12 protein-coding genes are annotated in these 14,958 nt (G+C 38.0%); 10 read left to right on the plus strand and 2 right to left on the minus strand.

The annotated features are described in order from the left end of the window. The first annotated feature begins 31 nt into the window (after nucleotides 1-31). The 3 genes from kdsA to P7V56_RS11220 are packed head-to-tail and all read left to right on the plus strand — an operon-like array spanning nucleotide 32 to nucleotide 8,649. Nucleotides 32-850 carry a 3-deoxy-8-phosphooctulonate synthase gene (kdsA, locus tag P7V56_RS11210; RefSeq protein WP_171221902.1) on the plus strand — a complete coding sequence of 273 codons (819 nt, stop codon included), beginning with the start codon at nucleotides 32-34 and terminating at the stop codon, nucleotides 848-850. A gap of 50 nt (nucleotides 851-900) precedes the next feature. Next, the gene (locus P7V56_RS11215) at nucleotides 901-1,716 is read left to right on the plus strand and encodes a hypothetical protein (protein WP_171222007.1); all 816 of its coding nucleotides are present in this window, start codon (nucleotides 901-903) and stop codon (nucleotides 1,714-1,716) included. Between the two features lie 33 nt (nucleotides 1,717-1,749). Then, a complete protein-coding gene (locus P7V56_RS11220) occupies nucleotides 1,750-8,649 on the plus strand; it encodes a T9SS type B sorting domain-containing protein (protein ID WP_171221903.1) in 6,900 nt (2,299 codons plus the stop codon). A 35-nt stretch (nucleotides 8,650-8,684) separates the two neighbouring features. Here P7V56_RS11220 and P7V56_RS11225 read toward each other — a convergent pair whose 3' ends face one another. Continuing rightward, a complete protein-coding gene (locus P7V56_RS11225) occupies nucleotides 8,685-9,035 on the minus strand; it encodes a DUF1801 domain-containing protein (RefSeq protein ID WP_171221904.1) in 351 nt (116 codons plus the stop codon). After that, the gene (locus P7V56_RS11230; RefSeq protein ID WP_171221905.1) at nucleotides 9,036-10,409 is read right to left on the minus strand and encodes a M28 family peptidase; all 1,374 of its coding nucleotides are present in this window, start codon (nucleotides 10,407-10,409) and stop codon (nucleotides 9,036-9,038) included. Between the two features lie 86 nt (nucleotides 10,410-10,495). On the opposite strand from P7V56_RS11230, the gene P7V56_RS11235 reads away from it, so the two are divergent. Genes P7V56_RS11235 through creD form a run of 7 tightly spaced genes read left to right on the plus strand, consistent with a single transcriptional unit; the run spans nucleotide 10,496 to nucleotide 14,952 of the window. Continuing rightward, nucleotides 10,496-11,119, plus strand: coding sequence for a hypothetical protein (locus P7V56_RS11235; RefSeq protein ID WP_171221906.1), 624 nt, complete (start codon nucleotides 10,496-10,498; stop codon nucleotides 11,117-11,119). Nucleotides 11,120-11,122: 3 nt separating this feature from the next. Beyond that, nucleotides 11,123-11,785, plus strand: coding sequence for a YiiX family permuted papain-like enzyme (locus P7V56_RS11240; RefSeq protein WP_171221907.1), 663 nt, complete (start codon nucleotides 11,123-11,125; stop codon nucleotides 11,783-11,785). Nucleotides 11,786-11,787: 2 nt separating this feature from the next. After that, nucleotides 11,788-12,084, plus strand: coding sequence for a winged helix-turn-helix domain-containing protein (locus P7V56_RS11245; RefSeq protein WP_171221908.1), 297 nt, complete (start codon nucleotides 11,788-11,790; stop codon nucleotides 12,082-12,084). 51 nt (nucleotides 12,085-12,135) lie between these two features. Next, the gene (locus P7V56_RS11250) at nucleotides 12,136-12,591 is read left to right on the plus strand and encodes a hypothetical protein (RefSeq protein ID WP_171221909.1); all 456 of its coding nucleotides are present in this window, start codon (nucleotides 12,136-12,138) and stop codon (nucleotides 12,589-12,591) included. Between the two features lie 2 nt (nucleotides 12,592-12,593). Further along, nucleotides 12,594-13,271 (plus strand): DUF1361 domain-containing protein, encoded by a 678-nt coding sequence (locus P7V56_RS11255; protein WP_171221910.1) that lies wholly within the window; start codon nucleotides 12,594-12,596, stop codon nucleotides 13,269-13,271. Further along, nucleotides 13,252-13,575 carry a hypothetical protein gene (locus tag P7V56_RS11260; protein WP_171221911.1) on the plus strand — a complete coding sequence of 108 codons (324 nt, stop codon included), beginning with the start codon at nucleotides 13,252-13,254 and terminating at the stop codon, nucleotides 13,573-13,575. The genes P7V56_RS11255 and P7V56_RS11260 overlap by 20 nt, the downstream gene beginning before the upstream one ends. 12 nt (nucleotides 13,576-13,587) lie before the next feature. Further along, nucleotides 13,588-14,952 carry a cell envelope integrity protein CreD gene (gene creD / locus P7V56_RS11265; RefSeq protein WP_171221912.1) on the plus strand — a complete coding sequence of 455 codons (1,365 nt, stop codon included), beginning with the start codon at nucleotides 13,588-13,590 and terminating at the stop codon, nucleotides 14,950-14,952. Nucleotides 14,953-14,958: the final 6 nt, after the last annotated feature.

The raw sequence follows: 14,958 nt of genomic DNA on the forward strand, positions 1-14,958 counted from the left end.
TAACTTAGCGGTTTTTAAAACCTGAAATTTTATGAATATAAATACCATTCCACAAATCAAGAATACCGATAGTGGAAATTTCTTTGTGCTTGCAGGTCCGTGTGCCATTGAAGGCGAAGAAATGGCGATGCGAATTGCCGAAAAATTAGTTACCATAACTGACAAATTAGAAATCCCATACGTTTTTAAAGGTTCTTTTAAAAAAGCCAATCGCTCCAGAATTGATAGCTTTTCGGGGATTGGTGATGAGAAAGCACTCAAAATTCTACGCAAAGTTTCGGAAACTTTTCACATTCCTACAGTTACAGACATTCACACCAATGAAGATGCCGATAGAGCCGCTCAATATGTTGATGTTTTACAAATACCGGCCTTTTTGGTACGACAAACCGATTTGGTTGTAGCTGCAGCCAATACCGGAAAAGCCGTCAACTTAAAAAAAGGACAATTCATGAGTCCGGAAAGTATGAAACATGCGGTGCAAAAAGTTTTAGACTGCAACAATCAAAACGTTATGGTTACTGATAGAGGAACCATGTTTGGTTACCAAGATATGATTGTTGATTTTCGAGGTATTCCGACCATGCAACAATACGCTACTACTGTTCTTGATGTTACCCATTCGCTTCAACAGCCTAATCAAACTACCGGTGTAACCGGCGGAAGACCGGATATGATTGAAACAATAGCCAAAGCCGGTATTGTGGTTGGTGTTGACGGGATTTTTATCGAAACCCATTTTGACCCGGCCAATGCCAAAAGTGATGGTGCCAATATGCTGCACTTAGATTATTTCGAAGGTTTAATGACTAGATTGGTAGCCATCAGAAAAACCATCAATTCTTTTTAATTTTAAAATTTATACAAGCCTTGAAAAAAATATTTTTTGTTTCATGTTTAATGATTTATGCCTTAACGCAAACAGTTTCAGCACAAGAAAAATCAGCCAATCCGAATAAATACACTGCCCATAACAAGGGAAAAATGTATGTTTTTTGGGGCGGAAATAGAGAAAATTATTCAAAATCTGATATTCATTTCAAAGGAGACAATTACAATTTTACGCTGCATGATGTTACCGCAAGAGATAAACCGAAGGGTTGGCAAATAGACTATGTAAATCCGGCCCGAATGACTATACCACAAACCAATTTGAGAATCGGTTATTTTATCAATGATCATTACAATATTTCTATTGGAATTGATCACATGAAATATGTTATGAATCAGGATCAAGTCGTTAACATTTCCGGAAATATCAATGACGGAACAGCGTTTGACGGAAACTATAATAATGAACCTATCACCTTAACCGATGATTTCCTAACGTTTGAGCATACAGATGGATTGAATTATATAAATACCGAATTCTCGAGAGTAGATGATATTTCAAAACTTTTTAAAATTCGAAATACCGATAAATTTCAAGTCAATATTACAGAAGGTTTAGGTGCCGGATTATTGTATCCCAAAACCAACACCAAGTTACTGGAAAAGGAAAGATATGACGAATTTCACGCAGCAGGTTATGGTGTTTCAGCTAAAATGGGATTGAACCTTACTTTTTTCAAACACTTTTTTATTCAAGCCGAATTGAAAGGAGGTTACATTGACATGAATGACATCAGAACAACCAAAAGTACTGCTGATAAAGCATCGCAGCATTTTTATTTTTTACAAAGAATCATTGCCTTTGGAGGCATTTTTAAAGTATAATTTTTTTAATTACCCAACCTAAAACCAACCCGTATGAAAAAAATTACATTACTAGTATTAATCCTCTTCCTCTCGCTGAAAGGATATTCCCAATTAGCGGTGGAAGGTTTTGAATCAACCACCGGACCTGACAACTTACCATCAACCACTTGGACACTGGGAACTGGAAACTGGGCTGTTTTTGACAATGGAGTTGGCCTTGGGCAACGATGGGGTATCAACAGTTCAGTAACTACACCTCCGACTCCCCCAATAGTTTATCAAGGAACAAATGCTGCCTATGTTAACCGAGAAAACATAGGTCAAGGAAATACTTCAGAAGATTATTTGGCTACACCATTGGTAAACATCCCTACCAACGGTCAGCTTCATTTTTACACCAGAAGTTTTACAACCGGTAATCAAGGTACCATATACCAAATTAAAGTAGCACCAGCCAGTGCTTCACAAACCGATCCCGGAGCTTATACTCTAGTTCAGCAATGGTCTGAAGTTGATTTGACAACAGCCTATAATATTTATGAAGAAAAAGTGGTTAGTTTGTCAGCTTATGCCGGACAACAGGTTTATGTTTCTTTTGTAAAAATATACACCCAACCACTCACAACATTAGACGGTGACCGCTGGTTAGTAGATAATGTAAGTATCATTGAGCAATGTTTAGATCCAACAACATTAAGTGCTACCGGAATTACACAAACCTCAGCTAATTTAGGTTGGGGAAATCCAAGTGGTGCTACTTCTTGGGAAATTGAAGTTTTACCGGCTGCCGGAACCTTTACCGGAGTTGGAGTAGTTTACAATGGAATACTTCCTTACACCGCTACCGCAACAGCTACAGGAACTCCTTTTACACCTTCAACAGATTACAAATACTATGTAAGAGCACTTTGTGCTAATGGTGGAAACAGTTTATGGATTGGACCATTTTTATTTTCAACTTCATCTCCAGGGATTAGTTGTTCAGCTCCTATTGTTATTGGCACTTTGCCTTACACGACTACAGACAACACGGCAAACTACAGTGATAACACCACTATCGAAGGTGTACCGGGAACAACATGCGGTGCCACCAACGGATACCTCAACGGAAACGATGTTGTCTATGCTTACACCGCTACTACAAATGGGGTAATCAACGTTACGATGACACCTACTGCGACTTATTCGGGTATATTTGTTTATAACAGTTGTGCGAACATTGGGGTGAGTTGTGTTGCCGGAATTGGTAATTCGGGAACGGGTGTTAGAAATTTTGATTTAACAGTTACTGCAGGTACCACTTACTATATTGTAATTTCAACTTGGGCTTCGCCGCAAACTACCGGCTATACTTTAACCTTACAAACAGTTAACTGTCCGCCGCCAACTACTTTAAGTGCAACCGGTATTAGCCAAAATGGAGCTAATATAAGTTGGGCAAATCCGGGCGGTGCGACTTCATGGGAATACGTAGTGCAAACGGCAGGTTCGGCCATACCATCAGGTTCTGGAATCCAAACCAGCAGTAATACTACCAATCCGATTTCGAGCTTAACATCAGGAACCAATTATCAGTTTTATGTAAGAGCTGATTGCGGCAACGGTACTTTTAGTGCTTGGTCTGGTCCGTTTTTATTTTCAACAGCGGCAAATTATTGTGCCGGAAATCATTTTTATGATACCGGTGGTGCAACTGGGGTTTATAATAACAGTGCCAATGTTACTACTGTGATTTGTCCTGATACGCCTGGTGATCAAATTACAGTTATCTTCAATACCTTCAACCTTGAAAGTGGATTTGATTATTTGAGGATTTATGATGGAAATAGTGCCGCCGGAACCTTATTAGGTACTTTTACCGGAGCTACATTACCACCTTCATTTACTTCAAGTGCTGTCAACGGCTGTTTGACTTTTGTTTTCACTTCCGATACTTCTGTAACTTTGGCCGGATGGGACGCTACTATTTTATGTTTACCACCGCCAACTTGTCCGAAACCAACAGCAGTTACTATTTCCGCTATTGGACAAAACAGTGCTAATATTGCATGGACAGAAGTCGGAACCGCAACGACCTGGGAAGTTTTGTTATTACCGGCAGGTTCGCCTGCACCACTAGCTTCTGCTACGGGAATTATTACAACAAACAACCCATACCAAGCCAATGGTTTGACTTCGGCCACTTCTTATGACGTTTATGTTAGAGCCATTTGTAGTACAACTGATATTAGTTTGTGGTCAAACAAAGTAACTTTCACCACTTTGATCACTAATGATGAATGTGCTAATGCCATAATAGTCCCTGTTAACCCGGCTACTTTTTGTACTTTGACCGCTTCAGGTACATTAACCGGTGCTACGGCTTCGACCCAAGGAAATACTTGTTTCGGAACCGATGATGATGATGTTTGGTTCCAATTTACCGCAACCAGCACTCAACATATCATCTCATTACAAAACATTGTAGGTTCTACTCAAGATTTATTTCATGTTTTATACACAGGTAATTGCGGTAATTTAACCCAACTATATTGTAGTGATCCTAATACAAGTACAGCCAGTAATTTGACTGTAGGACAAGTTTACTATATTCGAATTTATTCTTATACTTCAACACCTAATCAAAATTCAACCTTTAACATTTGTATTACTACTCCGGTACCACCGCCGACTTGTATCAACAATCAGCCGGCCGGAAATACATGTCAAACGGCAACACCTATATGTAATTTAAATGGATATTGCGGAAGTACTTCTTCTACTTATACTGCAGATTATTGGTCACAATTAAACACTGCCTTTTGCGGTTCAATTGAAAACAACTCTTTCCTGACTTTTGTAGCAACATCAACTACGATTTCTTTCGATGTTTGGGTAACAAGCTCGTTAGAAAACGGCGGTATTCAAATTATGATTTTTAGTGCCACCAATTGCTCAGGTACAGTCAACAACTTTACTTGTTGGAGTCCGGGCAACGTTCCTTCAGGATCTACTAATATTTCAGCTAATGGATTGATTGTCGGAAATACTTATTACATCATGATTGATGGATTTGGAGGTGATGTTTGTAATTATGTTATTGCCGCCAATAGTGGTATTCAAACTCAGGTTAACGCCACTACTTCAGACGATACTATCTGTTTAGGGGAAAATACAACCCTAAACGCCACAGGAGGAAACGGAACATACAATTGGACTTCTTTGCCGGCAACAACCGGTCTTAGTGCCACTACCGGTAGCGCTGTAACCTTTACGCCAACTGCTGCCGGAGTTTACACCATTACGGCAACTTCAACCGATGGTAACGCACTTTGTCCTCAAGACGTATCAGATTTTGTTACTATCACAGTGAGTAATGATGACGCGCCGGTGTTTGATACTTTCGGCCCTTATTGTGAAGGCGAAACAATTGCTGCTTTACCAACCACTTCTAACAACGGTGTTACAGGAACTTGGTCACCGGCTTTGGTCAATAACACTCAATCGGGAAGTTATACTTTTACACCGGACACGAACTCATGCTCATCTCCCGTTACGGTTTCTATCACGATTAATCCTACCATTAATCCAAATTTTGATGCCATTCCGACCTTATGTTACGGAGAAACAGCCCCGGTATTGCCAACAACATCTAACAATACCGTAACCGGTATTTGGAATCCGGTAACCATAGACAATACGCAATCCGGAACTTATACTTTTACTCCAGATGCAGGTCAATGTGCTACAGCTGTGGTTAGAAATATAACGGTTAATCCTTTGGTTACCCCAACTTTCTTATCTCCGGCACCAATTTGTAGCGGAGATACTGCTCCTGTGCTACCTTTGACCTCTTTGAACGGAATTACCGGAACTTGGTCACCTGCTATAGTAGACAATACGCAATCCGGAACTTATACCTTTACACCGGATGCTAATCAATGTGCTACAACCACAACTTTGGCCATCACAGTTTATCAGGATTGTTCTTTTGGAAGTTATGCTAGTGCAGTATGGTTAAACAATTGTCAAACCTCAAACTTCTTTAATACAGTAGGTTCAGGCGCTTCAATTATCGGACCTGCACAAAATATTTTCCCTAATACCGATTTCGGAACTTTTGTATCCTACTCCAATACTTTCAAATTGAGAGGAGCAGAATTAAAAACGTTTAAAATTGCCACCGCAAATGTTTGTAGTGCGCGTTTAAATTATAGAATTTATCCCGCTACCGGAACTCCCGGAGCTTTTGCCGTGATGAATTTACCATTTTTAGATGACTGTGCTGGTGGTACATTCCCAAGTGGCGGACCATGTTCAACCGGTGATCAAAAATGGCAAAGAGTATTAACTGATGCCGAATTCCCAATTGATTTAACTGCTTATCCTGCCGGAGAATATGTTTTAGAAGTATATTATGATGTAACCGGAGATGTTAATTCAACTACCCAGTGTGATGATACCATACTAATTAATAACAATGGTGCAAATTATATAGCCACCTATACTTTACAAGCCAATCCGACCTTTGCTTCTACAACTCCAACAAGTTGTGCTGCAACAGATGGAACCATTACTATTGGTAGTTTAACACCAAATACAAACTACTCGTTATTTTATTCAGATGATACTACTTCCGTTGGTCCAATTAGCTTTTTAACTGATAATAATGGTGCCTATACGCTTACAGGATTAAATGCAGGAACCTATTCTAACTTTAATTTTGCAGTTAATGGATGTTCTTTTAGTGCAACAGATATAATCACATTTAACATTCCTTCTACAGCACCGGTAACCGGTACAGATCCTTTGACTTGTAATGGAAATACGGGTACAATTACTATAAGTAATTTGATTCCTAATCAAACTTATGCTGTAACATATTTGGATGATACTGTTTTGGTTGGTCCGACTAACTTTACTTCAGACGCTAACGGGCAAATCATTCTAACCGGATTGAATGCCGGTGTTTATACTTCATTTAATCTAAACACGACGAATTGTACGGTAACTTCCGGCGATACAGTAACTTTAATTAATCCGGGGGCACCTGTAGTAACGGTTAATAGTACTGCCATTTGTAATAATCAAACAGCAACTGTAACTGCTACACCGCAAATTCCGGGTACTTATAATTATGTATGGACAGTTCCTTCAGGCTTTACCAATCCGGGTAACGTTGCCAGTTTTACAACTACGGTTCCTGGAACGTATACTGTTGTTGCGACTCCTATTGCTACACAATTTTGTAACGGTAGTTTCGAAAACCCAACCGCAACAGGTCAGTTTCCTAATATGTTGAATGAAAATGTTGTTCCTTGTTGGGACACCACTGCGGCAGACGGAATTTTAGAAGTTTGGCCTGCGGCCGGATTTGAAAATGTTTTTGCTTACCAAGGAAACCAGTTCATTGAAATGAACGGTAATTCAATAGCTACTATATTCCAAGACTTTACAACAAGTCCGGGTTCTCAACTCCAAATCTCCTTTGCCCACCGTGGCCGTCAAGGCAGTGATACTGTAAGGGTAGAAATTGGCCCTGTTGGCGGACCTTATGTGAGTTTAGGTAACTTTACCGATGGCAATACTGCTTGGGTTTTACGCAACTTAACCTATACCATCCCGGCTACCGGTGGCAATAACTATACTTTGCGATTTGTATCTGTATCAAGTGCGGGCGGAAATCCATCAGTTGGTAATTTCCTTGATGCGGTTTCGGTTACTTCAGTGGAATGTAGTTCATTGCCAACTTCAGGGGTAGTCTCTTTAACACCTGCTACAGGTTTGGCATTAACCACAAACAACAACAGCCAAATTGTTTGTATCAATACAGCTATTGCAAACATTGTTTACACTGCAACTGAGGCTACTGCGGTTACTGTTACAGGTCTTCCTGCAGGAGTTACAGGAACATTCGATTCGGGTACAGGAGTCTTCACTATTAGTGGTTCTCCATCTGAATCGGGTACTTTCAACTTTACAGTGAGTGCTACAGGAACTTGTAATACCGTAAATCTAACGGGTACAATTACCGTTAAACCATTTGTAACCGCTACTTTCACACCAATTACTATTTGTAGCGGTGATTCTGTTTCGTTGCCAACAACCTCTATTGAAGGATATGCCGGTACTTGGAATCCAAGCACGGCTAGTAATACACAAACAGGCACTTATACCTTTACCTTAAATTCAAGTGTTTGTGGTCCGACATCAACTTTGACTATCACCGTTAATCCGATTGTGAATCCTACCTTTAATAGTATTGCACCATTATGTATTGGAGAAATTGCTCCAACACTTCCTGCAACTTCTATAGAAGGCATAAGTGGAACTTGGACACCTGCAGTTATTGACAATACTACTTCGGGAACTTATACTTTTACTTCTAATGCCGGACAATGTGCTACCAATGGAAGTCTTGCGGTAACCGTTCAAAGTGGTTTTGATTTTGAAATTACCGGAAGTTGTGTTGGAAATAACTTCATTTTAGAAGTTGCTGCTGTCAATGCTACTTTTGATGTAAATACTGCTAGTTTTGCTTGGTTTACGAGTGACCAACAGTTAGTTGGCTCTAACGCAAACACATTTGATGTTAGTCAATATTTAAATTTAACTTCTATCATTGAAGAACTGCCTGTATCATTTAATGTGACCGTTACTACTCCAGACGGTTGTTTTAGAAACGAGTCGATTACATTGGACAGAATCTATTGTGACATACAAAAAGGTATTTCTGCCGATAATGACGGTAACAATGATTTCTTTGATTTGAGTTTACTCGATGTTAAAAATCTTAGTATATACAATCGTTACGGAATGAAAGTCTACAGTAAAAACCAATACCGTGACGAATGGAGAGGTCAATCCGATAAAGGAGAAGAATTACCGGATGGCACTTACTATTACGTGATTGAATTCAATAATGAAACCGAAGCCAAAACCGGTTGGATTTATAAAATAGGTCAAAACTAAAATTAAAAACGTCCCGATAATCGGGACGTTTTTTTTTAATATAAAGTCTTAGCTTCTTCAATAACTGCAACTAAAATGTTGTTATCTATTTTATCTAAAGCATAATAACGCAATGATTTTATGGTGTTTCTACCGTTGTCTGCGATTAAGTGTTGTTGTTGACCATTCAACTGAAAACCTTTAGCAAAACCAACATCTACAAATTGGCGTTTGTGACTCGCATTGAGATAGCAAAACGGTTTCTTTTTGTAATAGAAATAAGGAATACCCCATTTATATTCTAAAGTAGCTTCCGGTAAAGTATGTTCAACAACGGCAATGATATGCAAAAGCATGTCTCGATACTTTTCGGGTTGATTGAGTAGGTATAATTGCGTAGGTTTCAATTAATCAATGCCGTATTGGTCAAACAAATAAAGTAAGGAAGCCATCGTAGCGGCACCAAGCTCTAATTCTCTTTTATTAATGGCCTCAAAAGTATCATTGGCGGCATGATGGTAATCAAAGTAACGCTGTGAATCCGGACGCAAACCGGCTTTAACGATTTTAGTCGACGTCAACGGATGAATATCCGAACCCGTATGCCCTTTCACAAAAAGATGGATTAAATAAGGTTCAAACAATGATGCCCAACTTCTGACTTTGGTAAAATTAGGCTCATCGCATTCCAAAGAAAAACCTCTGGGTGTAAATCCACCCGCATCACTTTCCATGGCAAAAATATGGTTCTCCTTATTGCGTTTGGATTCTGCTTCGTATTGCTTTCCACCTCGTCCACCGTTTTCTTCGTTCATGTATAATACCACTCTCAGGGTATTTTTAGGTTGATAGTTGAGCTTTTTAAAGATTTCCAAAACAGCCATACTTTGTACACAACCCGCACCGTCATCGTGTGAACCATCGGCCAAATCCCAGGAATCTAGATGACCACTTACCACCATAATTTTATCGGGATGAACCGTTCCTTTAATTTCTCCGATTACATTATAGGAAAGTACATCCTCCAATTGTTGGCAGGATTGTTTAAAATAAAAGGTAAGTTTCGGATTCTCTTTCAATTTTTGGCTCAACAATTCGGCACCATTGGTACTGATGGCAGCCGTTGGAATGTATTTTTCTTTGGGTAAATCGCCATAACTGGTAGCGCCGGTGTGTGGAAAATCGTCTAATCTTAAATTGAGAGAACGAACAATGGTTCCAACAGCACCAAACTTTGCTGCTTCATGGGCTCCGGATCTTCTTTGGTCACCACATCGACCGTAAGATAAAAATGTATCAATATTTTCAGGTTCCATCGGGCGGTTGTAAAAAACGATTTTGCCTTTAATTTTGGCTTCACCTAAAGTTTCCAACTCTTTTAGACTATGGACTTCTATAATCTCTGCAGTAATTCCTTCTTTCGGAGTGGCTACTGAACCGCCAAGCGCACAAATAGGAACACTAATTTTATTTTTTTTATCTATAATATAAGCAGTTTCTTTTTCACCTCTAACCCATTTAGGCACCATTACTTCTTGCAGATAAACCCTATCCAAACCCAAAGTCTCCAATTGTTGTTTGGTATAAATTACCCCTTTTTCAGCGCCAACCGAACCTGACAAACGATGTCCGATTTTATTAGACAAATCATCGAGCCATGCGTAACTTTTAGAATTAGTCAAAGCCATTGTATAAATATCTTTCAACATTTGTTCGTCTTTGACTTGGCCAAACGCAAAGGAAGTCAGGAAAAATGTAGCACCGAAAAGAAGTTTTCTCATTAGGATAATTTTTCTCAAAAATAAATGAAAAAACATTTGGTCACAGAAAAATTATTTACTTACTTTGTTTTTCAAAGTACTTTTATATGGAAACTAAAGATTATTTAAAAGACATTCAAGACATCAAGCAAATGATGTCACAGTCATCAAGATTTATGTCATTGAGTGGTTTATCCGGTGTGCTAGCCGGAGTATATTCATTAATTGGCGCATGGTTGGCTTATAAAACCATCTACTTTGATACTTCAACTAGCGGTTCTTACAGAGATTTAGTGATTTCTTTTGAAGCGGTTTATCGATTATTGCTAATCGGTATTTCTGTAATGATTTTATCTATTATAACCGGACTGTTTTTGAGTTTGAGAAAAGCGACAAAAGGAAAAGAGGAATTTTGGAATCCAACTTCAAGAAGATTATTGATTAATTTTTTAATTCCTTTGCTAACCGGCGGATTTTTTATAGTTTTCCTAATAGAAAAAAACATATTAGAATTGGTTGCGCCACTAACGCTAATTTTTTATGGATTGGCTTGTGTAAATGCCAGCAAATACACACTGGGTGATGTGCGTTATCTGGGAATCACTCAAATATTGCTCGGACTATTGTCAACCTGGTTTCTGAGTTACGGGTTGCTGTTTTGGGCATTGGGATTTGGGGTTTGCAATATTCTATACGGAAGCATTATGTATTTTAAATACGATAGAAAATAAGTAATGAAAAAAGCAGTTGTAATCATAGCAGGTTTGCTGGTTGCCTTTTTTGTATTGGCAAAAGTCAATGCAATTCAAGTTGATAAAGCTTTTGCCAAATTAGACCAAAAAGCCCAAGAATCATTGCGTGACGGTGATATCATCTTTCAAACTTCACAATCCAGACAATGTGAAGCGGTAAGAATTGCGACCAACTCAAAATTTTCTCATTGTGGAATTATTTATGACATCAAAGGCGAAAAATATGTTTATGAAGCGGTTCAACCGGTAAAAATAACGCCTTTCAAAGAATGGATTTCCCATGGTCAAGGTAATGCCTATTTGGTAAAAAGATTGAAAAATGCAAATACTATTTTAAATGCTTCAGTGGTTGAAAAAATGAAATCGTACGGAAGTCAGTTTAAAAACAAAGATTACGACCTTTATTTTGAATGGACTGATGACAAAATATATTGTTCCGAATTAGTTTGGAAAATCTATAAAAATGCCGCGGGAATAGAACTTTGTGGATTGGAAAGTTTAAAAAAATTTAATTTGGATAACCCAAAAGTAAAAGCCATCTTGCAGGAACGTTACGGGAATACAATTCCGTTAGAAGAAAAAGTTGTAGCGCCATCACAATTGGTAGATTCGCCTTTATTGGTAACCGTAATTGACACTTATTAATTTTGAAAAACCTCATCCAAAATATCAACAAAGCTTTTGATCACCGAATTCGTTTGGGAATTATGTCGGTATTGATGGTCAACGAAAGTGCCGATTTTAACATGCTCAAAGAATTACTGGGTGTCACCGACGGTAACTTGGCCAGCCATACCAAAGCCTTGGAAAACGAAGAATACATCATGATTGAAAAACAATTTATCGGAAAAAAACCCAATACGCGTTACATCGCCACAGCTACCGGAAAAAAAGCCTTTCAAGATCACATCGAAGCGCTTGAAAAATTAATATCTAAAAGCTAACTATTTTTTTATCTATTAACTTTGAAATTCAAAGTACTTTTAATTTAATTTATGAGAGATTTAATCATCGAAAAAATGTACGAGTGGAGCAAAAAGCCCTACCAAAAATTCTTCAAAAAGAACGACCCTTGGAACGTAACACCCAAAGAGCTGATTCAGTATCCACAAGAAAGTTTGGGTTTTCACATGGGCTGCTTTTTACTAAAATACAATTTCGAAATGCAACCCAAACTCGAAGATCACGATGTCATACATGTGTTGACCAACACCGGAGTTTCAGTCATTGAAGAAATCGGAATGCAGTATTATTTGTTAGGCAACGGCAAAAAAAGCGCCTATTTGTATATGGTGATTTTCATGGGTACACTCTTCTATCCTAACCGATTCAATACCTTTTTAAATTACTATAAAAGAGGCCAAAATGCCCATCATTTCCACGATTTGCCTTTTGAAAAAATGCTATTTATTCCGATACAAAACATTCAAAACTCTTTTAACATCAAATAAAAATGGACGCACTACTTAAACTCTTCAATCAAAACAAAAAAGCCAACCAATTGTTGCTTTGCTACGGACTTTATTGTCTTTCACTTCTATTAGTCAGAGCCAAAATCACCAATTCTGTTTACTTGTTTTTCCTGATTTGGAATGTATTTCTGGCCTTCATTCCTTATGTAATTACGTTACACTTATTGACTTTGGACTTAAAGAAAACAGCCCAATTCAAAGTATTAGCTATCATGGGAATTTGGTTGGCTTTTGTGCCCAATGCGTTTTATATCATTACTGATTTAGTGCATTTGGTTAACTCTGACGGACACATTTTTTGGCTCGATTTGATTATCCTGAGTTCTTATGCCTTGATTGGTTTTGCCTTTGGAATACTGTCCTTACTCGATTTTGAAAAAATCCTCTATCAGTTCACAACGGTAAAAATTACCAGCTTAATCATTCCCATCATTTGTTTTCTCTGCGGTATAGGAATTTATATCGGACGGATTTTACGTTACAACAGTTGGGATATTATAAGCAATCCATTTGAATTAGCATATGATTTGTTCCAAATGGCCATATCGCTTAAATCAATATTGTTTTCAATACACTTTGGTGTATTCATCTATTTTTCGTTTTTAATCAAAAAGAATTTAACCTCAAACAATCCTAATCATGGAAACATCAATTTATAATCAAAGAGAAAAATCGAGCCGATTTTCGACCTATTTGGCATTAGGCTCCTTTGCCATTGGCACAATTATCCTACTCTTTTATATGCTTTTCCCGGGCTTAATGCAATTATTGGTTATAGGCTTTTTTTATGTGCTGTTTGCTTCATTGTTTAATGGCGTTGTCTTGTTAAATCTGCTGTATCAATTTTGCATATATCCCAAAGACCGAGAAGTGTTAGCTATCAAAATGCTGATTATGCTTGCCAATATCCCAATCGCCATTCTCTATTTTTTTATCGCTATGCATCAAAATTATTCATTTTAAAACCAGTAAATCATGGAAAATCAAGAATTTCAAGAACAACAAAACAACGAAGAAAAAACATTTTTTCAATCCACCACCGCCAAAATGATTATGGTAGGATTGCTCACCTTTGTCCTGCTCATTCCTTTGCTTTTTGTACAAAACTTAATTGCAGAACGAGCCCAACGAAAATCGGAAGTCGTTAACGAAATCTCCAATCTTTGGGGTAGCGATGTTGCTTTTTACGGACCAATTTTGCGAATACCGTATAACACTTATGAAAATATCAACGTCACCGACCAAAAAACCGGCGCAACCACTTTGCAAAGAAGAGCCACAACTAATTATGCTTACTTCTTCCCCAGTGAATTAACCAATACTTCCAAAGTAAAGAAAAACGAATCCTTAAAACGCAGCATTTTTAATCCGGTAGTTTTTACCGCAGACATGAATTTTAAAGGCAATTTCACTGCGCCCAATTTTACCAAACTTAATATCCCGGAAGAAAGTATTCAATGGGATAAAGCGGCTATCATTGTCAAAACTACCAATCTGAAAAGCATCAAAAGCGAGTTAAAGATTCAGCTCAACAATGAAAAACTAACCTTTGAACCACAACCTGATGACAAAAGCAATTACAGTGTTTTAGCCACCAATCTCTTTGATTATAAAACCTTAGCGACTAACAGCCTAATCAATTTCAATTTTGGCATCACTTACAATGGCAGCAACAGCATCAACTTTATTCCGATCGGAAAAGTAACCGCTGTTGGTATCGACTCCGATTGGGAATCGCCAAGTTTTGAAGGTTCTTTTGCGGCCAATGACACTACCAAAGTGGTCAACAAAGACGGTTTTCATGTCGATTGGAAAATTTTAGACATCAACCGCACTTTTTCGCAGCAATACGCCAATGTTTTACCCAATTTAGAAGATTACCGCTTTGGGGTAAAATTAATCGATACTGTCGACGAATACCAGCAAAACGAACGCGTTTCAAAGTATGGCTTCCTGGTAATCGGTTTGACATTTCTGATTTTCTTCTTAATTCAGTCGATAAGCAAAATCAATATTCATATTTTTCAATATTCAATGATTGGTATTGCGCTGATTATGTTTTACACTTTATTGATTTCAATTACTGAACACAGTAGTTTTAGTTTAGCTTATGCCATTTCCGGAATTGCGGTGGTAGTTATGATTACACTCTATTCGATTTCGATTTTGAAGAATAGAAAATTCCCGCTGTTTATTGCGACGTCACTTTCTGTTTTGTACACCTTCATTTATGTGATTATCCAAATGGAAGATTATGCGCTTTTGGTGGGAAGCATTGGCTTATTTTTCATCCTCGGAGCCGTGATGTATTTCTCCAGAAAAATTGATTGGGGAAAGTAACTTTTT

Origin of the sequence: Flavobacterium sp. IMCC34852, assembly GCF_030643905.1 — a bacterium.
Taxonomy (GTDB): Bacteria; Bacteroidota; Bacteroidia; order Flavobacteriales; family Flavobacteriaceae; genus Flavobacterium; species Flavobacterium rivulicola.